The sequence below is a fragment of the Paenibacillus sp. J31R120 genome, assembly GCF_056269225.1.
The window spans coordinates 1,147,473-1,172,007 of sequence record NZ_JBWDNN010000002.1; the positions used below are offsets into that span (position 1 = coordinate 1,147,473).

Consider the following 24,535-nt stretch of genomic DNA (forward strand, 5'->3'; position numbering starts at 1 on the left):
GATGGAACTGAGTCGAGGCAATGTGAAGGACATGTACCATTTGACACCGATGCAGAAAGGAATTTTTTATCATTACTTAAGGGACAGGCAGTCGCTTGCTTATTTTGAGCAAATGACGATAGCACTGGAAGGCACGATAAATTTGGATAGGCTTCAACTAAGTTTTCAGGCATTGATAGAGAAATATGATATGTTCCGCACCGTATTCCTGCATGAGGGGATCGAGCAGCCCTTGCAGGTAGTGCTCCATAAGAGGAATGGCTCAGTAGTCTATGAGGACGTGTCGCATCTATCTCCCGAAGAAGCGGATGAGCATGTGAAGCATGTTCAGGAGCGTGACCGGCTTCGAGGTTTCGACCTGTCCAGCGATATGCTGCTTCGGGCCGCATTGATTCGTACAGGGGATAGAGCCTACCAACTTCTTCTAAGCCATCATCATATCTTGATGGACGGCTGGTGCATCCAGCTTGTACTTGGTGATCTGTTCGGTTATTACCGCAAGCTGCGTCTGGGACAGCCCCAGTCAGACGAGAGGTCGTATCCTTTTAGCGATTATATGAAGTGGCTCGGCAAGCAGCCAGTGGAGGAATCGCTGGACTACTGGGAACGGTTCTTAAGCGGTTACGGGCAACATGCAACGCTCCCTAGACGGTTGAAGCGGGACGGGGCATATCGGCAGGAACGACTGGATCTAACATGGGATCGGGAAGTCACAGCCGGACTTAAGGAAACGGCGATGCGGCATCGCGTGACGGTCAATCATATCATGCAAGCGTTATGGGGAGTGCTGCTGCAGCGGTATGCCGGTACGGACGATGTTGTGTTCGGCACGGTCGTCTCCGGCAGACCGCCGGAGATCGAAGGCATCGAGAGGATGGTCGGACTTTTTATTAATACGATTCCCGTTCGGGTACATAACGAGCCTGGTATGCGGTTCTCCGAACTGGCTGCTGCCGTCCATCAACAGCTTAGCGGATCGCAACGCCATCATCACGTTTCTCTGGCGGATATTCAGCAGCGTACGGGCTCCAGACAGAGCTTGATTGACCATCTATTTATATTTCAAAACTATCCGCTCGATATGGCCGGATTATCTGGAGATCCGAATGAGACGGGCTTCCGAATCACCGGTATGGAAGTGTTCGAGCAGACGAATTACGACTTGCATGTCATGGTGCGGGCGGAGGAAGAGACAGCGATTCAAATGACCTATAACGCCAATGTCTATGATCCTGCAATGATGGCATGGATAGGCGAGCACTGGCTTCATACGGCCAAGCGGATTATAGCCGATCCGGCTATTGGGATAGAAGAGCTGGATTTGTTATCTATGACCGACAAGCAACGGCTGGACGGCTTTCAAGGCTTGCGGTCGCCAGTAGAATCGGGCAGTTCCGTACACGGTCAAGTGGAGATTCAGGCTCAGCTTGCTCCTGAACGAACCGCAGTCGTCCAGGACGAACGCCGCATAACTTACGGCGAACTGAACAGGCGCGCCTCTTCATTGGCTACCGAGCTGCGTCGTCAAGGTATACAAACCGGCAGTGTAGTGGGCATTATGATGGATCGGTCCATTGAATTTGTTATCGGCATTATGGCTGCGCTGAAGACCGGAGGCGCTTTTCTTCCCATTGACGTTAATCTTCCCCATGAGCGAATTCGCCATATGCTGGAGGATTCCGCTTGCGGACTCGTGCTTCTATCGAATCCTCCGGCAGAAGGGTTGTCGATTCTGGACGATCGCAGCGTACTGCTCGTTCAGAAGCATAGTCCCGGCTTGATCGAGGACTGCTCATGGGCCGAGCGGGAGGTCTCTGAGCATTCAGCCTCCAATTTGTTCAATGTGATCTATACATCAGGCACAACGGGGCAGCCGAAGGGCGTTATGCTGGAGCATCGCACGATGCTTAATTTGTTGCAGTCTCAGAATGACATTGCCGGAATCGATTTTAGCGCCAAAGTGGCGCAATATGCGGCCGGCAGCTTTGATGTATGCTATCAGGAACTATTTTCGACGCTTACGGCAGGCGGCGAACTGCATATCGTGCCGGATGATATGAAGAAGGATCTGCCTCGCTTATTCGCAATGGTGGCGCGGGAAGAGATTGAAACCCTGTTTCTTCCTTCGTCTCTTGTGAAGTTTCTAGGTCAGGACAGCGCAGCGCTGGAGCTGCTGCCAGCTTGCATCAATCATATTGTGGCTGCCGGAGAGCAGCTTATGGCAGGAAAGCTGCTTCAGCAGTGGCTTGGGCGCAATGACGCGCGGCTGCACAACCATTATGGTCCCTCGGAGACGCATGTGGTCACGATGTTCACGCTTGATCCGAAGCAGGATATGGCCGAATTGCCGCCGATAGGCAAGCCAATCCATAATACGAGAATCTATATTATGGATTCGGATTATAAGCTGCGGCCAGTCGGTGTGCCCGGGGAGCTGTGGATTGCGGGCGATAGTGTAGCCAGAGGTTATATGAATCGTCCGGATTTGACCAGTCTGCGCTTTTTTCCCGATCCATTCGCGCCAGGCACTCGCATGTACCGGACGGGGGACCTTGCCCGCTGGTTGCCCGATGGTACGCTGGAGTATATGGGGCGGAGGGATGATCAAGTTAAAATCCGGGGATTCCGTGTAGAGCTGAGCGAGGTTGAGCGCGCGGTGCTGAGCGTAGAGGGTGTCAGCGCCGCTACTGTGCATATGAGTCCAGATGCGTCAGGTGAGCGCTCTCTTTGCGCCTATTACCTGTCAGAGTCCGCGATTTCGGTCAGCGATTGGAGAGCCAGTCTATCCCTAACCTTGCCCGACTATATGATTCCGGCTTATTTCTTAAAGGTGGAGAGCATTCCGGTTACGCTGAATGGCAAAATCGACCGCAAGGCGCTACCGAAGCCGGAGGAACAGGCGGAGCGTTCGATCGCCTATATCCCTCCGTCGAATGAAACGGAGAGGAGCCTTGTTCAGATCTGGCAGCATGTACTGGGGATTGAAACCATTGGCATTGACGATCATTTCTTTGACTGCGGAGGACATTCACTGAAAGCAATGCGTGTCGTCAGCCGAATCCAGCAATCGATGAATGGTTCGATTCCGATCTCCGCCGTGTTCGAGTATGCGACCATTCGGAAGCTCGCCTCTTACATGGATAAGGTAAGGGGAGAGAGGGCTTCTTCCTTGCAAGCGATTACAGATACTGAAGAGGGTCAGAAGCCGTCCAGTCAACCGATCCGGGAAGTGCCGGAGCGTGACCATTATCCCGCTGCCTCAGGTCAGCAACGGCTTTATGTGCTGAGCGGGATGGAAGAACATTCAACGTTGTACAACATCCCCAGCGCTCTGCTGCTCGAAGGGGAGATAGAGATTGGGCGGCTTACGAAGGCGCTGGCGTCGCTTGTCCGTCGTCATGATATTTTGCGCACGGCGCTTGTCATGCACGAGGGGGAGCTTGTGCAGGTTATCCAGGATGATGCGGAGCTGGTGCTGGAGGAAATAGTCGGAGAAGGACAGAGTGAAGGGGAGCATATTCGAGATTTCCTTCGACCGTTTGATTTGTCGAAGGCGCCGCTTGCGCGGGTAGCGCTCGTCCGTCTGAGGGATGAGAGAAGCCTGCTTCTGACGGACATGCACCATAGCATTGCCGATGGCGTCTCGATGGGCATATGGGCCGAGGAGCTGATGCGGCTGTACGACGGCGGGCCGGAGCGGGCAAGACCGCGCATTCAGTACAAGGATTATGCCGTATGGCAGCAGGAGCAGCTCGACAGCGAGGCGCTGAAGGCACAGGAGACGTATTGGCTGTCACAGTTCGCCGGAGAGCTGCCGGTACTGCAGCTGCCGACGGATAAGCCAAGGCCGCCAATCCGCAGCTTCGCAGGCGACCGGATTACGTTTGGCTCGGGCGTCGAGCTGGCCAGCCGGGTGAAGCGGCTGGCGGAGGAGACCGGTGCGACGCTGCATATGCTGCTGCTCGCGGCGTATAACGTGCAGCTGTCGCGCTACACAGGCCAGACGGACATTGTCGTCGGCACGCCGGTCGCGGGCAGGGATGCGCCGGAGACGGAAGGGCTGATCGGAATGTTCGTCAATACGCTGGCGCTGCGCAACGCGCCGGAGCCGAACCAGACGTTCCGTGCCTTCGTGGAGAAGGTGAAACGTCATGCGCTGGAGGCGTACGAGCATCAGCACTACCCGTTCGAGAAGCTGGTCGAGAGGGTTCAACCGCAGCGGGATATGAGCCGTCATGCGCTGTATGATGTCATGCTGGTCGTGCAGAACATGACGCTGCCGCCATTCCGACTTGAAGGTCTCAAGGTCTCGCCGTATCCGGTCGAGATGAATATGGCGAAAGCGGACCTCACGCTGGAGGCATGGGAGTCGGATGGAGAAATCCGGTTTACGCTGGAATACAGCACGGCGTTGTTCGAGCGGACGACAATGGAACGCTGGAGCGGTCATCTCTTGCAGCTGCTGGAGTCGGCGGCACAGAGTCCTGACACTAAGCTGGCAGATCTGGAGATGCTCGGCGAGGACGAGAGAAGGCTGCTGCTGGAGACGTTCAACGAGACAGAGGCGACGTATCCGCAGGAGAAGACGCTGCATGCGTTGTTCGAGGAACAGGCGATGCGGACGCCAGACCATATTGCGGTCGTACACGGCGAGGAGAAGCTGCGCTATGCGGAATTGCATGCTCGTGTTATTGGTCTGGCGGCGGAGCTCCGAAAGTGTGGAGTCACACGCGGAACGCTTGTGGGCGTACTGGCAGACCGGTCCATTGGGATGATCGTCGGGCTGCTGGCGATATTGAAGGCGGGAGGCGCTTATGTGCCTATTGATCCTGAGTATCCCGCTGATCGGATTCGCTACTTGCTGGAAGACAGCGGGGCTTGTGTACTGCTGGCACAAAGCGGACAAGAACATGATTTGAAGAATGAACTACCTATCAGCATTAAAATGCTGGAGCTGCGAGAAGATGGCCGAACGGTTGAGTGGGATGATAGGGCGGAAGGAATAAAAGACGATGGGAATGCCCCTTGGCCTGATGGTGTTAGGCAGGGAAGGAATTCGGATAGCGGGAAAAATCTGCATTCCAATCAAGGGGATGGATTCAGCGTAAGTAGTGAAGTTGATGTGCTGTCTTGTCCATACGATCTCGCTTATGTGATCTATACATCGGGTACGACAGGCAAACCGAAGGGCGTCATGATCGAGCACCGGAACGTGGTGCGCCTGCTCATGAATAGCGAGAATCGCTTTGACTTCCGCGACACCGACCGCTGGACGATGTTCCATTCGTATTGCTTTGACTTCTCCGTCTGGGAGATGTACGGGGCGTTGCTCTACGGAGGCAGCCTGCATATCGTGCCGAAGCCGGTGGCGCAAGACCCGCAAGCGATGACGGAGCTGCTGGTCCGAGAGGGCATCACGGTGCTGAACCAGACACCGACCGCGTTCTATCCCCTCGCTGGGGCGATAAGCGGGCCTGCGGCCAGGAATCTGTCGCTGAGATACGTTATCTTCGGCGGCGAAGCGCTTGCGCCATCCAGGTTGAAGCCGTGGCGGACAAGCTATCCAGACGTCAAGCTGGTGAACATGTATGGCATAACGGAGACGACGGTCCATGTTACGTACCGTGAACTGGATGAAGCCGATATGGAGGGAACGGTAAGCCCGATTGGCAAGCCGCTGCCAACGCTACGAGCTTATGTCTGGTCGTCGGAAGCGGGTCAACTGGCTCCGATCGGAGTCGCAGGCGAACTATACGTCGCGGGAGAAGGAGTCGCGAGAGGATATCTGAATCGGCCGGAGCTGACAGCGGAGCGCTTCCTGCACGATCCGTACAGGACCGGCGAGCGGATGTACCGGACGGGCGATTTGGCGAGATGGCTGGCAGACGGGACATTGGAATACGGGGGACGGATAGACGACCAGGTGAAAATCCGGGGACACCGGATTGAACTGGGCGAGGTGGCGCTGCATGTGCAGCGGGAGCCAGGCATTCGCGGTGCGGCAGTAATCGCCATCTCGGATGCAACGGGCCAGCAGTCCCTGTGTGTCTATTACGAGGCGGAGCAGACGAAGCCCAAAGGCGAATGGCGGCAGAGCTTATCACGGAAATTGCCGGAGCATTTGATCCCGAGCTACTTTGTGCGAATAGACTGTATTCCTCTGACCTCTAATGGAAAGGTAGATCAAAAGGCGCTGCCAAAGCCGGAGGATGCAGCCGATCAGGAAGGGGGCTATGCGCCGCCTGGCAATGAGACGGAGAAGCAGTTGACGCTTATTTGGCAGGATGTTTTGGGCATGAACCGAATTGGCATGGATGATCATTTCTTCGAGCTAGGAGGCCATTCGCTGAAAGCCATGGGAGCTGTCTCCCGGATACAGGATATTTTCGGCAAAACGATTCCCTTACAGCAACTGTTCAGGATGCCTACGATCAGGGAACTGGCCGGTTATTTGGAGGAAGTGGAGAGCAGGGAGAGGAAGCCGATTCCATTAGCGCCATCGCTGGCGTATTATCCGCAGTCATCCGCACAGAAACGCATATTCGTGCTTAGCCAGTTGGAGAAGGACAGCATCTTGTACAACATTCCCGGCGCTCTGCTGCTCGAAGGGGAAGTAGAGAGCGGGCGGCTGTCGAAGGCATTGCATGCGCTCGTTCGGCGCCATGATAGTTTGCGTACGGCACTTGTCATGCATGAAGGGGAGCCGGTGCAGTTCATTCATGATGACGTAGAGCTGGCGTTGGAGGAAATAACCGGAGAAGGACGGAGCGAGGCGGAACATATCCAGCAATTCCTGCAACCGTTCGATCTGTCGAAGGCGCCGCTTGTGCGGGTGGCCCTTGTCCGTATGGGTGATGCGCGGAGCCTGCTCCTGACGGACATGCATCATAGCATTGCCGATGGCGTCTCCATGGGTATTTGGGCCGAGGAGCTGATGCAGCTGTACGACGGCGGGCCGGAGCGGGCAAAGCCGCGCATCCAGTACAAGGATTATGCCGTCTGGCAGCAGGAGCAGCTCGGCAGCGAAGCGATGCAGGCGCAGGAGACGTATTGGCTGTCGCAGTTCGCCGGAGAGCTGCCGGTGCTGCAATTGCCGACGGACAAGCCAAGGCCGCCAGTTCGCAGCTTCGCAGGCGACCGGATTATGTTCGGCTCGGGCACAGAGCTGGCGGGACAGGTGAAGCGGCTGGCGGAGGCGACCGGAGCGACGCTGCATATGCTGCTGCTCGCGGCGTACAACGTCCAGCTGTCGCGCTACACAGGCCAGACGGATATCGTCGTCGGCACGCCGGTCGCGGGCAGGGATGCGCCGGAGATCGAAGGGCTGATCGGGATGTTCGTCAATACGCTGGCGCTGCGCAACGCACCGGAGCCGAACCAGACGTTCCGCGCCTTTGTGGAGAAGGTGAAGCGCCATGCGCTGGAAGCGTACGAGCATCAGCATTACCCGTTCGAGAAGCTGGTGGAGAGAGTTCAACCGCAGAGGGATATGAGCCGCCATGCGCTGTATGATGTCATGCTGGTCGTGCAGAACATGACGCTGCCGCCAATCCGTCTTGAAGGCCTTAAGGTCTCGCCGTATCCGGTCGAGATGAACGTGGCGAAAGCGGATCTCACGCTGGAGGCATGGGAGTCGGACGGAGAAATCCGGTTTGCGCTGGAATACAGCACGGCACTATTCGAGCAGGCGACGATGGAACGATGGAGCGGTCATCTCTTGAGGCTGCTGGAGTCTGCGGTACAGAATCCTGACACCAAGCTTGCCGATCTTGAAATGCTCGGCGAGGACGAGAGAAGGAAATTGTTGGAGACATTCAACGAGACGGAGGCGTCGTTTCCGAAGGAGAAGACGCTGCATGCTCTGTTCGAGGAACAGGCGATGCGAACGCCTTTACGTACGGCAGTGGTCTTCGAGTCGGATCGGATCAACTATGCGGAGCTGAATGCGAGATCCAGCCGGCTCTCTTGGGAGCTGAGGCGGCAGGGCGTAAGTCGGGGTGCAATGGTTGGTGTGCTCGCGGAGCGCTCGGCAGGCCTGATCGTCGCATTCCTGGCGATCTTGAAGGCGGGAGCCGCTTACGTGCCTATTGATCCCGATTATCCGGCGGAGCGGATTCGATACATGCTGGAGGATAGCGGAACTAGCCTGTTGCTTGCGCGAAGCGGGCATCATCTGAAGGATGCGCTGCCCTCTGGCTGCAGGATGCTCGAGCTGCAAGAGGATGGACAAGGCGGGGAGCTATTGTTGGAAAACGCGCCTATTTGGGATGATGTGGTCAGCCTGCAAGCGGCTGCACGGGATGCCATAGACGCTGAGGCAGATGCAGATACGGCCATACAATTGGTACCGTCTGTCGCTTTCGAAGGAAACGACCTTGCCTATGTCATTTATACGTCGGGTACGACAGGAAAGCCAAAAGGTGTCATGATCGAGCACCGAGGCATCGTCAATACGGTTTGGTGGCGAATAAGCCGCTACACATTCGGTGTGGACAGCGCGGTGATGCCGCTGTTGTCTGTTGCATTCGATGCCTTTGCCGCAGAGCTGTTCGCCCCTCTGCTATCGGGAGGGAAGGTGGTGCTACTGTCGCAAGAGCAATCGCGGGATCAGAATGCCATTGCATCACACATCCAACAGGAAGCGATCACCCATATGACCGCGACGCCAAGCCTGTTCGATGCCATGCTGCGTGATCTCGACGTCAGCGATACCTCTCTGGATACCATTGTGCTGGGCGGCGAAGCGATTCGACCGGAGCGGGTTGCCCGTTTGGCTAGAACAGGGATCAAATGCTACAACGAATACGGACCTACGGAAAACAGCGCCGTCACAACTTGTGCGCCGATTGACCCGTCTGCGGAGAAGATGACGATCGGCAAGCCGATTGCCAATACGCGCGTCTATATTTTGGATGCAGGCGACAGACTTGCGCCCATCGGCGTCATTGGGCAGCTGTGCATAAGCGGTGTAGGGCTTGCAAGAGGATATCATCATCTTCCCGGGATTACGGAAGAGAAATTCGGTCCTCATCTCTATTCGGAAGGGGATCGGTTATATCGAACGGGCGACCTCGGCAGGTGGAACGCCAAGGGTGAACTGGAATTTATCGCCCGGTTGGATGAACAGGTCAAGGTACGGGGCTATCGGATTGAAACGGCTGAGATTGTACAGGCTTTGCTGAGCTGCCCGCCCATTCAGAACGCGGCAGTGACCGTGGTGGAAGAAGCGGATAAGGGAATGTTATGCGCGTATTATGTGTCCGAGGAAACACTGGCCGTCGAGGAAGTGAAGCATCATCTGACCAGCAGGCTGCCATTCTACATGATTCCTGCTCATCTGATGAAGCTGGATCGGATTCCGTTAACGCCGAATGGCAAGCTTGATCATCAGGCGTTGCCAAGGCCAGACGCTGGCCGGCCAGTTGCACGATCATCGGAGGACATGAATGAACAGGAGCGCTTATTGGCCTCCGTGTGGGAGGATGTGCTTGGTCACGAGGACATTCATGCGGACGAAAACTTCTTTGAGCTTGGAGGAGACTCCATTAAGGCCATTCAAATCTCGTCACGCTTAAAAACAAAAGGCTTCAAGCTGGAAGTCAGGGATCTCTTCCTTCGTCCTGTCATTCGTGATCTGGTGAACCATCTTACAACCGCACAAGCAGATATTGATCAACAGGCTGTCACAGGCGAAGTTCCGCTGACTCCGATTCAACATTGGTTTTTCCGGCATGGCTTCGCGCGGGAAGAGCATTGGAATCAGTCGATGGCACTGCGCAGCAGAGAAGGCTTCGATCCAGATCAGGTGGATGCCGTGTTCCGCCTGCTCACTGAGCATCATGACGCGCTGCGCATGACTTATCCGTGGACGGAGGGAAGAAGAACGCAATGGAACCGCGCTGCCGATGAGCAGGGGCATACGCTGGCTGTCTATGATTATAAGGGACTGGGCTGGCAGGCTGAGCGAATGGAAGCGGACGTCAATGTATGGCAAGCAAGCTTCGACCTGGCAAGGGGGCCACTTGTCAGATTGGCATTATTTCAGACGGATGAAGGAGATCATCTGCTTATCGTTATTCATCATTTGGTCGTCGACCTTGTGTCATGGCAAATTCTATTGGAGGATTTCGCCACTGGCTATGGACAGGCAATGAGCGGGCAGAGCATCCGCCTTCCCGCCAAGACGCATTCATACCTGTATTGGGCAAGACAGCTTCAACATATGGGAGCTGGCAGACGGCTTGCTAGAGAGACGTATTATTGGGAGCAGGTTGATCGCTTGGTGAGAGGGACGCCGCGCTTGCCGAGAACGGCGATTGATCAGAGTCAGTCACAATCTAGGGAAGCGGAGCGCGTATCGATTGTTTTCTCCCCAGAGGAGACCGACATGCTGCTCAGGAAGGCTCATCATGCCTATGGTACTGTCATTCAAGATTTGCTGCTGGCCGCATTAGGTACGGCAATAGCAGATTGGTCGGGCGTGGAGACGGTAGCCATTGAACTTGAGGGCCATGGGCGCGAGCTTGGGATACCTGATGTTGATGTATCGCGTACAGTTGGATGGTTTACGGCGTCTTACCCAGTCGTCTTGCAGGCAGGGAAGCCGCAGAAATCCGTTCCGGGAACGAAGGAGATGCTGAGGCAGGTGCCCTACAAGGGCATCGGTTACGGCATACTGAAATATTTGGCTGTCAGAGGGGAGCGTGCATCGGATGAGATAGTTATGGGAAGCCGTGTGCCGCCTATCAGCTTTAATTATCTCGGACAGCTGGATCAGGATATGCGTTCGGAATGGTTCGAGCCCTCCGCACTCCCGATGGGGCATATGATTGGGCCTCTCAATAAGCGGACGCATGAGATCGACCTGAACGGAGCAGTCCTGAACAAGCAGCTTCAATTCCATATCGGCTGCGATTTCAGTCAGCATTCGGAAGAGTCGATGCAGCGTCTTGCCGCCTGCTACAGGTCGGCGCTGCTTAAGATCATCGAACATTGCATGCAGCAGGCAGACACTGCCATCAGGCCAATAAGTGACGAAGAGCTGTCTATGGATGATCTGGCGGCCATTCTGGATGTGTTGGACTAACGAACCGTGAGGTGAAAGATGATGAAGACAAATGCGATAGAGAGCATTTATTCCCTGACCCCAACTCAGGAAGGCATGTTGTTCCATGCGGTCATGGAGCCGGACTCCCAAGTCTACATCCAGCAAATGATCTTCCATATAAAAGGCGAATGCGATAGCCGCCTGCTGGAGGAAAGTCTCCATCTGCTCGTCAGGAAGCATGATATTTTGAGGACCTCGTTTGTTCATGATCGCGTGCAAAAGCCAAGGCAAGTATTGCTCAAGGAGAGGACAGCTGTCGTCCCGTTTATGGATTTGCACTCGCTTCCTTCCGAAATCGCCGAAGCGCAAGCTGAGCAATACGCACACGAGGACCGGGAACGCGGCTTTGACCTGGCAAAGGATATACTGATCCGCGCCGCGCTGCTGCGGCTGGAAGCGGGTCGTTACCGAATCGTTCTTACTCATCACCATATTGTCATGGATGGCTGGTGTATCCAGTTGATTCTGGACGATCTATTCGGCTTCTACCGGGAGCTTGCAGCGGGCAGGCCGGTTGCGATCGCTCCATCGGTTCCTTTCAGCGAGTATATTCATTGGCTGGGCGCAAGGCCGATGGATGAGGCGCTCGATTACTGGGACGGCTATCTGAGCGGATACGACCAGTCGTCCGGTATCCCGAAGCTGGAGCTCCGCCCGCTTCATCACCGTGAGTATGAGCAGCGGCATTGGCAATTTACTTGGATCGAGCAATATCGCGAAGGATTGGCGCAGCTGGCAAAAGACCATCAGATCACGGTCAACCATGTCCTTCAAGCGATATGGGGGGTGCTGCTTCAAAAGTACAACGATACCGGCGACGTGGTATTCGGCTCTGTCGTATCGGGACGTCCAACCGATATACCGGGCATTGAGAACATGGTCGGCTTATTCATTAATACGATTCCTGTACGGGTAACCACCGATCCAGGAATGACTTTTCTGGAGCTGTTAAGCCGGGTACGGGAGGGCGGTGTCGCTTCGGAACGCTACGACTACGCTTCGCTAGCAGAGATTCAGGACTTGTCAGCACTCAAGCAGCAACTGATGGATCATATTTATATCTTTCAAAACTATCCGCTAGAGCTGGACACGGCAGAGCAATCTGCCTTCTCCGGACTTCCCTTCACCATAGACGATATTCAAACCTACGAGCAAACCAACTACAACCTCAACATGATGATTGCACTTCATAAAGAAATTACAATTAGGCTTATTTATAATCAGAACGTCTATGAAGAGCGCCAGATGAAGGCGATTGAAGATCATATGACAACTATCATGAAACAGGTTATTGCCAATCCGACTATCGCCGTGGAGCGAATGGGGCTGTTGACCACAGAAGACAGCGAAATGCTGAATGGCTGGAAGACTGGTGCGCTGACAGATATAAGGCTGACCACTCTCATGCATGAGCAATTCGAAGCTGCTGCAGATCGGGACCCGGACAAAACGGCGATTATATATGAAGGAAATCGCGTGACCTACCGGCAGCTTGACGAGGAGTCTAATCGACTCGCGGCTTTTCTGATGGAACAGAGGAGAGAGGGCGAGGAGAGGCCGGTCGGCCTATGGCTGGAGGGCTCGGCTCATGTGCTGACTGCGATGCTTGGCTGCCTGAAGGCAGGCGTCCCTTATATTCCGATCGATCCTTTGTTCCCGGAGGAGAGAGTAGCTGCTATTGTCGATGACTCCGGAATGGGTGTGCTGCTGTCGGGCAAGTCCAATATCCGATCGTTGAACCGGCTCCAATGGCAATGTCCTTCCTTACATAGCTATCTGTGTCTGGATTCCTATGATATCTATGGGGAACAGGAACGGGAGCGCAACGAACTGATGGATCAGGAGCTATGGGAGCATGTCGGGGCTGAGGCTGCCGACGAGATTGCGGGCGGAGGCTGGCTGAGTAGCTATACGGGCGAGCCGCTTGAAGAGGCGGAGATGGCGGAGTTTGCAGACAACGCCTTTCAGAAGCTGCAGCCGTACTTGAACAAGGACTCTTGCGTGCTGGAGATCGGCTGTGCGACGGGACTGACGATGTTCCGGATTGCCCCTCAAGTCGGTCTCTATGTAGGAACGGACATGTCTCACGCGACAATCGAGAGAACGCGGCGCAAGGCAAATGGCCTAAATCTATCTCAAATTGAGCTGCATGCTCTGCCGGCTCACGAGCTCAGCCAATTGGAAGGGCGCCGCTTCGACATAGTCATATTAAATAGCGTGATTCAATATTTCCATGGCCACCAATACTTCAGGCAAGTACTGGAGCAGGCGATCGGATTCATGAAGGAAGAAGGCGTTATTCTCGTTGGCGACGTCATGGATTTGGACATAAAGCCAGAGCTGCTTGCTTCTTTACGCGATTACAAGCAAAAGCATCCTGAGGCCCGTACGAAGCTCGAATATAACGAGGAGCTATTCCTCCCGCGCGCCTATTTCGAGGATTTGGCCCATAGCGTAGCCGATATCCGCTCCGTGCGCTTTTCGAACAAAATGTATTCAATTGAAAACGAGCTGACCCGATTCCGATATGACGCTGTGCTGGAAATCGACCGCCGCAAGACGAACACGCATGTTAGCGGAATCAGGCATAAGCGGCAGTATGATCGTCATGCACTCGCTTCCTATTCATCCGAGAGGGTGAACCGTTCTATTACATCAGACCGGCTAGCCTATATCATCTATACATCAGGCTCTACCGGCAAGCCGAAAGGGGTAATGATCGAGCAGCAGTCGCTGAGCCAATTTCTTGGAGGCATGGTGCAAGCGATGCCGCTCCGCGAACAGGAAGTCGTCTTATGCCTGACGACGCCTGCATTCGATATTTTCACCGTGGAGTCGCTGCTTCCGCTGTCGCTTGGCATGACGGTCCTAATAGCGAATCAGGAGGAACGGTATGATGCCCATGCGCTTAATCGGCTGCTGCAAGCACATCCGGTCACGATGGCTCAAATGACCCCTACGCGCATTCATGCTTTATTGCAGGAGGGGGCTAATGAGTGGATGACTAATCTTAAGCTGCTGTGCATCGGCGGCGAGTCGTTCCCGCCTTCGCTTCTCCAAGCCATTCGCCAGCATACGAGGGCGATCGTCTACAACATGTATGGCCCTACGGAGACGACCATATGGTCGACCTTCCACTTGCTTGATGAGGAGACGGAACAAAGATATATAAGCATCGGACGTCCGCTTGCGGGAGAGACCGCTTATATCGTGGATTCAAACGGTAATCTGCAGCCGCCTGGCATAATCGGCGAGCTCTATATAGGAGGAGCGGGGCTTGCCCGGGGTTATGTCCATTTGCCTGAGCTGACTGCCGACAAATTTATTTGGCTTCCCGCCGCAGGCGAGCGGGTATATGCAACAGGAGATCTTGCACGCTGGCGCGAGGACGGGCTGCTGGAATGTCTAGGGAGGAAGGATCATCAGGTCAAGGTGCGCGGATACCGGATCGAGCTTGACGAGATTGAGGCCAAGCTGAGAAAGCTTGCCGAGCTGCAAGAGGCTGCAGTGCTTGGGCGGAAGGATGAAGCGGGCGAGACGGAGCTGTACGCTTATGTAGTAGCAAAGGGAGATTGGCAACCGTCAGATTGGCGTGAGAAGCTGCGGAAGGAGCTGCCGGACTATATGATTCCGGCTCACTTTGTCAGGCTGGATGCCATGCCTACAACCGTAAGCGGCAAGCTGGACCGGAAGGCGCTGCCCGGTCCGGACGGCAACGGTCAACAAGCTGTAGACTATGCTGCGCCGCAGACGGAGACGGAAGAGCAGCTTGCATCTATTTGGCAACAAGTGCTGCAAGTGTGGCCGCTGGGCATCGATCATAATTTCTTCGATTGTGGCGGACATTCGCTGAAGGCTATGCGTGTCGTCAGCCGCATTCATCAGGCCATGAATTGTTCACTTCCGATCTCGGCCCTATTCGAGCACAGTACAATTCGCAGGCTGGCCAAGCATATGGAGGAGAGGGAGCAACATCGGCTATCAGCAGCCGGGCATGAGCAGCAGTCAGTGTGGAAGAGTCAGCCTATACCACTGGCGAGGGAACTGGCGTATTATCCGGTTACTTCCGCCCAAAAGCGGCTTTATGTGCTGAGCGGGCTGGAAGGAAGCTCAACAGTCTACAACATCCCGAACGCTCTTTCCCTTGAAGGACCAGTGGAGAGCGAGCGGCTGAAGGAGGCGCTGGCGTCGCTTGTTCGGCGTCATGACATATTGCGTACGGCGTTTGTCATGCACGAGGGGGAGCTTGTGCAGGTCATTCAAGATGATGCAGAGCTGGTACTGGAGGAAATAGCTGGTGAAGGGCAGAGCGAGGCGGATCATATCCGGCATTTCCTGCGGCCGTTCGATCTGTCGAAGGCACCACTTGCACGGGCAGCTCTCGTTCATCTCGGTCGTAATCGAAGTTTGCTCTTGATGGATATGCACCACAGCATTGCGGACGGGGTCTCCATGGGCATATGGGCCGAGGAACTGATGCGGCTATACGACCGCGGGCCGGAGCGGGCAAAGCCGCGCATTCAGTACAAGGATTATGCCGTATGGCAGCAGGAGCAGCTCGGCAGCGAAGCGATGCAGGCGCAGGAGACGTATTGGCTGTCACAATTCGCCGGGGAGCTGCCGGTGCTGCAACTGCCGACAGACAAGCCTCGGCCGCCTGTTCGCAGCTTCGCGGGCGACCGAATCACGTTTGGCTCAGGTACGGTGCTGGCTAGCCGGGTGAAGCGGATGGCGGAGGAGACCGGAGCGACGCTGCATATGCTGCTGCTCGCGGCGTATAACGTGCAGTTGTCGCGCTACACAGGCCAGACGGACATTGTCGTCGGGACGCCCGTCGCGGGCAGGGATGCGCCGGAGACGGAAGGGCTGATCGGGATGTTCGTCAATACGCTGGCGCTGCGCAACGCACCGGAGCCTGACCAGACGTTCCGCGCCTTCGTGGAGAAAGTAAAGCGACATGCGCTGGAAGCGTACGAGCATCAGCACTACCCGTTCGAGAAGTTGGTCGAGAGGGTGCAGCCCCAACGGGATATGAGCCGTCATGCGCTGTATGATGTCATGCTGGTCGTGCAGAACATGACGCTGCCGCCATTCCGTCTTGAAGGTTTGAAGGTCTCGCCGTACCCCGTCGAGATGAACATAGCGAAAGCGGACCTCACGCTTGAGGCATGGGAGTCGGAGGGAGAAATCCGGTTTACGCTGGAATACAGCACGTCGCTGTTCGAGCGGACGACGATGGAACGATGGAGCGGTCATCTCATGAGGCTGCTGGAGTCGGCGGTACAGAATCCTGACATCAAGCTGGCTGATCTTGAAATGCTTGGCGAGGATGAGAGAAGGCAATTGTTGGAGACGTTCAACGAGACGGAGGCTTCGTACCCACAGGAGAAGACGCTGCATGCGTTATTCGAGGAACAGGCAATGCGAACGCCAGACCATATCGCGGTCGTACACGGTGAGGAGAAGCTGCGCTACGCGGAATTGCATGCTCGTGTCATGAGCCTGGCGGCGGAGCTCCGAAAGTGCGGAGTCACGCGCGGAACGCTTGTGGGCGTGCTGGCTGACCGATCGTTCGGGATGATCGTCGGGCTGCTAGCGATCCTGAAGGCGGGAGGCGCCTACGTGCCGATCGACCCGGATTATCCCGAAGAGCGGGTTCATTACATGCTGGAGGACAGCGGGGCTGGCTTATTGCTGGCGAGCAGCGGATATGATCTGCAACATGTATTGCCGGCCGGCTGCAAAGCGCTAGAGCTTGGCGAAGATGGTCGGAGCGGGGAATTGGTTTGGGGATCGAAGTCCCTCTGTGCTGATGAAACCATACTGCTGCAAGCCGCTGCAATAGAATCAGTAGCTGACGATGTGAACATACAGCTGCAAGAGGACTTATCCGACTCCTCCGGGCCTCATGATGTCGCTTATGTGATCTATACATCGGGTACGACCGGCAAGCCGAAGGGCGTCATGATCGAGCACCGGAACGTGGTGCGCTTGCTCATGAACAGCGAGAATCGCTTTGACTTCCGCGATACCGACCGCTGGACGATGTTCCATTCGTATTGCTTTGACTTCTCCGTCTGGGAGATGTACGGGGCGTTACTCTACGGAGGCAGCCTGCATATCGTGCCGAAGCAGGTGGCGCAAGACCCGCAAGCGATGACGGAGCTGCTGGTGCGAGAGGGCATCACGGTGCTGAACCAGACACCGACCGCGTTCTATCCCCTTGCTGGGGCGATAAGCGGGCTTGCGCACAGGAACCTATCGCTCAGATACGTCATCTTCGGCGGCGAAGCGCTTGCGCCATCCAGGCTGAAGCCGTGGCGGTCAAGCTATCCAGACGTCAAGCTGGTGAACATGTACGGCATTACGGAGACGACGGTCCATGTGACGTATTGTGAGCTGAAGGGAGCGGATCTGGAAGGAACGGCCAGCCTGATCGGCAAGCCGCTGCCGACGCTGCGCGCTTATGTCTGGTCGTCGGAGGCGGGACAGCTGGCTCCGATCGGAGTCACAGGCGAGCTGTACGTCGCGGGTGAAGGAGTCGCGAGAGGATATCTGAATCGGCCGGAGCTGACAGCAGAGCGTTTCCTGCCTGATCCACACAGGCCCGGCGAGCGGATGTACCGGACAGGCGATCTGGCAAGATGGCTGGCGGACGGAACATTGGAATACGGAGGACGGATAGACGACCAGGTGAAAATCCGGGGACACCGGATTGAACTGAGCGAGGTGGCGGCGCATGTACAGCAAGAGCCGGGCATTCGCGGAGCGGTAGTTATCGCGATCCTGGATGCATCGGGACAACAATCGCTCGCCGTTTATTATGAATCAGAAGAAGCCAGACCGCAGTCCGAATGGCGCATAAGTCTGGCGCGCAGACTGCCGGATTACATGATTCCCCAATACTTTATACGGGTAGAGACCCTTCCGCTCACAGCGAACGGCAAGCTTGACCGGAAAGCGCTGCCGAAGCCGGAGGATGGAGGGGAGAGCGCTCATACCTACATGCCGCCAGAAAATGAGCTGGAGGAGAAGCTGGCGGAGGTCTGGCAAGCGGTATTGGGTGTGTCCAAGGTGGGCAGAACAGACAAGTTCTTCGATAGGGGCGGAGACTCCATCAAAGCGATTCAGGTTTCGTCACGGCTTTATCAGGCCGGATATAAGCTGGAAATTCGCGATTTATTCGCTTATGCCACCATTGAGCAGCTTGGACCTCGTGTGAAGCCGCTTCGCGTTCAGGAGTCCCAAGGCGAGATTGTCGGAAAGGCGAAGCTGACGCCTATTCTGCACCGGTTTTTCGATATGACACTGGTACAGCCCGATTATTTCCATCAAGCAGTTGTCTTGTTTCGTTCAGAAGGGTTCGACCCTGCGATAACGGGAGGGGTGTTGCAGAAGCTTCTCGAACATCACGACGCATTGCGCATAATCTTCCTGAAAGATGCCAACGGAGCGATGTATGCTTGGAATCGGAGCATAGAGGAGACTGCGCCGGTTGTCCTGGAGACCTATAGCTGCATGGACGATTCCGATGTTGAGCAAACGATCGAGCGGAAGGCGCCCGATATCCACGGACGGCTGCGGCTGGAGGATGGTCCGCTGCTTAGCGCAGGACTGTTCCAGTCTCCATCCGGCGATCATCTGATGATTTCGATCCATCATGCTGTTGTGGATGGAGTGTCGTGGCGCATCCTGCTTGAAGATTTCAATCGCGGTTATGCTCAGTTGCTGGGGCAGGAAGAGGTTTGCTTTGACGCCAAAGCGGATTCGTATTTGAAGTGGGCCCGCTCTCTATCCGACTATGCCCATAGCGATCGGCTTGCCTCGGAACGAGACTATTGGCGTAGTCTTCAAGATCAGCAGGTTCAAGGATTGCCAGTGGACTTCGATTCGCTTGATGAAAGTCATATGGAAAGCGATCAGCAGATTGTACTTTGGAGCGAGGAAGATACGAAGCTGCTGCTGACAGGCACGCATCAAGCTTATCGTACGGAAGCGAATGATATTTTGCTTGCGGCTTTGACAGTCGCGTTGTCTGAATGGTCAGGCGGAGAACGATTCCTCGTTCATCTGGAAGGCCATGGACGTGAGGAAGTGCTGGCGGATGTGAATGTGACGCGAACGGTCGGCTGGTTTACGAGTGTATTCCCATTCGAGTTAGTCCTCCCACGGCATGCAGACTTGTCTTCCTTAATTAAGGAGACCAAAGAGCGGCTTAGAGCCGTCCCGAATAAGGGGATAGGCTACGGCGTTCTGCACTATTTGACGGATGACGGGACGGAGCCGGTACATGCGGACATTTGCTTCAACTATCTGGGACAGTTCGATGACAGCCGGAGTCAGAACGATTCTGCATTCGTCTGGTCGCCGTATTCCAGCGGCCCTTCCCTGGCGTCAGAGGAGAGAAGGATGTATAAGCTGGAGCTTAATGGTGCGGTTCGTGATGGAAGATTAGCGATGACAATCGGCTATAGCCGTGCTCAGTATGCACCGGATACGATCAAGCGTTTATGCGAGGCCTTGCAAAGCAGCCTGATGAACATCATTCGCCATTGCCATACCAAGTCGAAGCCGGAGCTGACGCCAAGCGACTTGTCGTATAGCCAGTGGTCGATTGAACAATTGAGGGAGCTGGCGGATCGCTGCGAGCATCAGGGAGAGCTGGAGGATATTAGTCTGCTGTCTCCCATGCAGGAGGGCTTGTTATTCCATAGCGCCAACCATCCCCAGTCCGAAGCTTATTTTGTGCAAAGCTCTTTTGTACTGAAAGGCACTCTGGATCCGCATTTATTGGAAGCAAGCTTGAACGAAGTAATTCGCAGGCACCAGGCGCTTCGAGTGAGCTATTGCAAGGGCGATGGACATCGTCCCTACCAGCTCATATTCCGGGATAGGGAGATGGGTATTCGCCGCTTGGATTGGTGTGGTGAGGAGGAAGCGGTCGTACGGGAACGACTGGAGCAGTACAAGCAGGCAGACCGGGCGGAGGGCTTCCATCTGGAGTCTGGCGACCTGATGAGGGTGACGCTCATCCAGACAAGCTGGAACGAGCATCGCGTCATATGGAGCTTCCATCACATCATGATGGACGGCTGGAGTATGCATCTCGTGCTCAGGGAATGGCTGCATATGTATCGCTCTTTGCTGAAAAAAGAACAGCCGCGCCTTCCGCATCCAGAGCGGTATACTGGCTATCTTAACCGATTCGCATCGGATGGGCTTCCCGAATCAACCGCTTATTGGTCGGACTATCTGCAGGGATTGGAGCAGGCAACCGTATTTCCTCAGACCACCCAGGACCGCATGGAGCGGAAGGCTATGCCGCAGCAATCGGGCTGCTCTCTCAGCCAATCCTTAACGGAGAGAATCGACAAGACGGCAAGAAAGCTGGGCGTGACCGTGAACAGCTTGATGCAAGCGGCTTGGGGCACGGTCTTGCAACGGTATAACGATTCGCGCGACATCGTATTCGGCAGTGTCGTATCGGGGCGTCCTGCCGATTTGATAGGCGTAGAGAATATGGCTGGATTATTCATTAATACAATACCAGTCAGAATGAAGGGCTGGCCGAATCAGACGGTAAGGGAGGCTATTATGGGGATGCAGCAGAGCAACGCAGCCTCCCAACCCTATGACCAGTGCCCGCTGTATACGATTCAGTCCATGACGGCGCTGAAGGAAAACCTGATCAGCCATTTGTTCATCTTCGAGAATTATCCCGTCGATCAGTCGGCGGAGGAGTTCCATGAAGGGCTTGGATTCCGTATTCAAGAGGCCGAGCTCTACCAACCGACCCATTATGATCTGAACGTTATGATCATTCCGGATTCGGTGTACCGCGTACAGATGGATTACAACGGCCAGGTTTTTAACGAAGCGATGATTGAGCGGATGATGGGGCATTACATCGAGGTTTTGGAGCAATTTGCAAGCCAGCCGACTATGTTGCTGGATGCAGTCAGCCTGCTAACCTTTGCAGAGCGCAAGCAAATCCAGGCCTTTAACGATACGAGCTGTCTGAGCGAACCGGAGAGGCAGACCGTGCATGAATGGTTTGAGATGCAGGCTGCGGAACATCCGGACAGAGAGGCTGTAGTCTTCGATGGGAAACGGATGACCTACCATGAGCTGAATGTGCGGGCCAACGGTCTTGCTTATTTCCTGCAAGACCGGGGCGTCCAGCCGGATGATCTTGTTGCAATTGTCATGACACGGTCGGCTGAGTTCATCATTAGCCTTCTGGGCGTATTGAAGGCGGGAGGCGCCTACGTGCCAATCGATCCCGCTTACCCGGATGAGCGCATCCGCTACATGCTGGAGGATAGCGGGGCCCGCATTCGAATTATCGAGCACGATCAGGCTGAGCGGGCCAAGAGCTGGGGTACTTCTTATGTGGCTGATGTAGTCAATTCAGAAGAAACGCTTGGGTTGTCATCGGCAATGAATCCGCAGAGCGCCGCGAGAGCGGATCACTTGCAGCATGTTCTGTACACATCCGGCACGACCGGCAAGCCGAAGGGAGTCCAGCAGGAGCATCGTTCGCTCGTTAATTTGATGCGCTACCACCGTGATACATTGAAGGTGGACGCTGCCAGAGTGATGCAATACGCTTCATTAAGCTTTGATATGTGTTATCTGGAAATCTTCCATACGTTAGGCTCCGGAGGCACGCTGTATATGCTGGAGGAGGACAAGAAGAAGAAATGGCCTGCCATCCTTTCTTTTATAGAGAGACACGGCTTGCAGACTGTGTTTTTCCCGACGGCATTATTCAAGACCATGCCAGCTTCCTTCTATGAACCGCTGCTGGCAACGGTAAGGCATATTGGGGTTGCGGGCGAGCAGCTTGCGCTTGCTCCTTCCTTTATCGAGGCGCTGCAGCGCAGCGATGTTCGTCTGCATAATCAATATGGGCCAACGGAGTCGCATGTCATTACCAATCTGACAGTGAAGCAAGGAGATGCATTGACCGCAACCCCGGGCATCGGAAGGCCGATTGCGAATACGCGTATCCACTTGCTGAGCCGAGGCGGTCAGTGGCAGCCTGTGGGGGTTCCCGGAGAGCTGTATGTCTCCGGACCGGGTGTGGCTCGCGGCTATCACCGGCTGCCAGAGCTTACGGAAGAGCGGTTTGCATTGACCGATTCCGTTCCGGGTGAGCGTCTATACCGGACGGGAGATGTGGCGCGCTGGCTGAATGATGGAACGCTTGAATTTCTGGGACGAAGAGATGATCAGGTGAAAATCCGCGGCTATCGCGTGGAGCTTGGCGAAGTGGAAGCGGCGCTCATGAGCTTGCCGGGCGTATCTGAAGCTTTCATTCTTATCACCGGGGAAGGCGATGGCGACCGGCAGCTTGCTGCTTATTATGCTGCGGAGTCGCCGTCTGATGCCTCTGGGGTCAGAGAAGGGCTGAAGGACTTGCTCCCGGACTACATGGTGCCTGCCCATTATATACAGCTAGATCAACTTCCTTTGACCAGAAATGGGAAGGTGGACCGTCAAGCACTGCCAGATCCGCTTGCCATGCAGAAGAATGAAACGGGAACAATGGACAAAACGGACGCAACGGCAGAGGAAATCCGGATTCTGGATCTATGGGAGAAAGTGCTGAAGAGAGAAGGAATTGGAACTTCCGAAGATTTCTTCGACTTAGGCGGGCATTCGCTACTCGCGATAAGGCTGGAGATTGAATTGGAGAAGGAAGGCTTCGATACTGAAGGACTGAATATTTACAAGCATCGCACAATTAGGGAAATGGCAAGGTTTCTGTACAAGGTTCATGACGGGCAAGAAAACACATATGCCGTTTCTATTCATCATTCGATTGAAGAACCGCAATTAGAGGAGGAGTGACGATATGGAAGAGATTACGCGTGTTCAGAGGTTGTCTGCCGAGGCTTTTTTTCAAAACTACTATTCTCCCTATCATCCTGTAGTCATTACAGATTGGATGGACGAATGGGAGGCGGTGAGCAAATGGAGCAACCCGGACTATCTGAAAGAGAGGATCGGAAATAAGATGCTGCCTGTAGCCAGATCGGAGAAGAGGCTGACGCTCGGCGATTTGGAGAAAGGGTACCAGACGATCAAAGTTAATCAAATGGATTTTCACTCCTTTATGGATACGATTACGGCAAGCGAACGTGAACCGGATGTATTCTATTATTTGCAGCAAATTCCGATCTCCACGTTCCCGGAGCTTGAAGGGGATTTCCATGTGCCTGAATTCATTCGCGGGAAGGAGATAAAGGTTAACCTTTGGCTTGGATCGGGAGGGAATATTACGCCGACGCACTTTGACCCTGCTTCGAACTTTCTGGCACAGGTCAAGGGCGAGAAAAAACTGATGCTGTATGCGCCGAGTCAGACGTCCAGGCTATACCCGTTCCCGTTCCATTCCTCTAACGGAAATCTTAGCCGCGTCGATGTATTGAACCCGGATTTGGGCAAGTACCCGAAGTACAAGAATGCGAGGGCCATTGAATGTACGCTTAAGGCAGGAGAGATGCTGTTCCTTCCGGCATTCTGGTGGCATTCGGTGGAGACGGTTACGATGGACTATACCATATCGGTGAATTTCTGGTGGGACCCGCCAAAGAAACAATACATGACACCGCTTGGACTCAGAACAAAAATGACGATCCTGTATTACCATACGAGGATGCTGCTGAGGGCGAAATGAGCCGGAGCGAAAATTATGTCTTTCTGCCCATACGAAGTTATCTTTTAGGATAAAGATATAAATAGAAGCTATCTCCAGGCCGGAATAATGGCTCGGAGATAGCTTCTTGCTTTCCTTTACATCTTAACGGTGTCCGAATACGGAAACGTCGATTACGTCGAAGCCTCTCAGTCTGCGGTTCCGTTTGCACAGCGCACGCGCTGTGATGTGAAGCACTTCGCCAGGCACGCGGAATGTCTCGGAGAACGATTCGCCTGGAGCCAGCTTGATTCTTCTCAGACGCCCAATAGCGCGGCCGCGCTCCGAGCTGGAGAAGATTGTGATGATTACGCAGGAATCGGACTCAAAGCGATTGTCCGCATTAACCCGAATTGTCTCGAAGTTGCGGACATCAATGCCTTCACGACGACGGCGGCGATTACGGTCGCGGTCTCTATCGCGGTCTCTGTCGCGATCTCTGTCACGGTCACGGTCACGGTCACGATCTCTGTCACGGTCTCTGTCACGGTCACGATCTCTATCACGATCTCTATCGCGGTCACGGTGATGATGGTGGTGATGGTGATGATGGTGATCATGGTCATGATGATCATGGTCGTGATGGTCATGGTCATGGTCATGACGGCGGCGGCGAGTCAACAATCTGGTTTGGCCAGGACGCAGGAAAACTCCTCTTCGGGGGGTTGTGAACAATAATCTGTTATTTGACATTTATACACCTTCTTCTTCTAAAGTACTACATG

Annotated in this window: 4 protein-coding genes and 2 pseudogenes; 5 read left to right on the top strand and 1 reads right to left on the bottom strand. The window is 54.8% G+C overall.

The window, feature by feature from the left end:
- The first annotated feature begins 1 nt into the window (after position 1).
- The 5 genes and pseudogenes from AC0YNW_RS11525 (at position 2) to AC0YNW_RS11545 (ending at position 23,792) form a co-directional block, all read left to right on the top strand.
- Positions 2 to 11,086: a non-ribosomal peptide synthetase gene (locus AC0YNW_RS11525; RefSeq protein WP_475832065.1), complete on the top strand. Its 11,085-nt coding sequence runs from the start codon at positions 2 to 4 to the stop codon at positions 11,084 to 11,086.
- A 21-nt stretch (positions 11,087 to 11,107) separates the two neighbouring features.
- Positions 11,108 to 13,453 (top strand): annotated as a pseudogene (locus tag AC0YNW_RS11530) (condensation domain-containing protein); the annotation flags it as partial.
- 144 nt (positions 13,454 to 13,597) lie between these two features.
- Positions 13,598 to 14,776: pseudogene (locus AC0YNW_RS11535) on the top strand (amino acid adenylation domain-containing protein); the annotation flags it as partial.
- Positions 14,765 to 22,963 (top strand): amino acid adenylation domain-containing protein, encoded by an 8,199-nt coding sequence (locus AC0YNW_RS11540; RefSeq protein WP_475832215.1) that lies wholly within the window; start codon positions 14,765 to 14,767, stop codon positions 22,961 to 22,963. The pseudogene AC0YNW_RS11535 and the gene AC0YNW_RS11540, both read left to right, overlap by 12 nt.
- A 4-nt stretch (positions 22,964 to 22,967) precedes the next feature.
- On the top strand, positions 22,968 to 23,792 hold the full coding sequence (locus tag AC0YNW_RS11545) for a cupin-like domain-containing protein (RefSeq protein ID WP_475832066.1): 825 nt from the start codon (positions 22,968 to 22,970) through the stop codon (positions 23,790 to 23,792).
- A gap of 123 nt (positions 23,793 to 23,915) precedes the next feature.
- Here AC0YNW_RS11545 and AC0YNW_RS11550 read toward each other — a convergent pair whose 3' ends face one another.
- Positions 23,916 to 24,503, bottom strand: coding sequence for a hypothetical protein (locus AC0YNW_RS11550; RefSeq protein WP_475832067.1), 588 nt, complete (start codon positions 24,501 to 24,503; stop codon positions 23,916 to 23,918).
- Positions 24,504 to 24,535 lie beyond the last annotated feature (32 nt).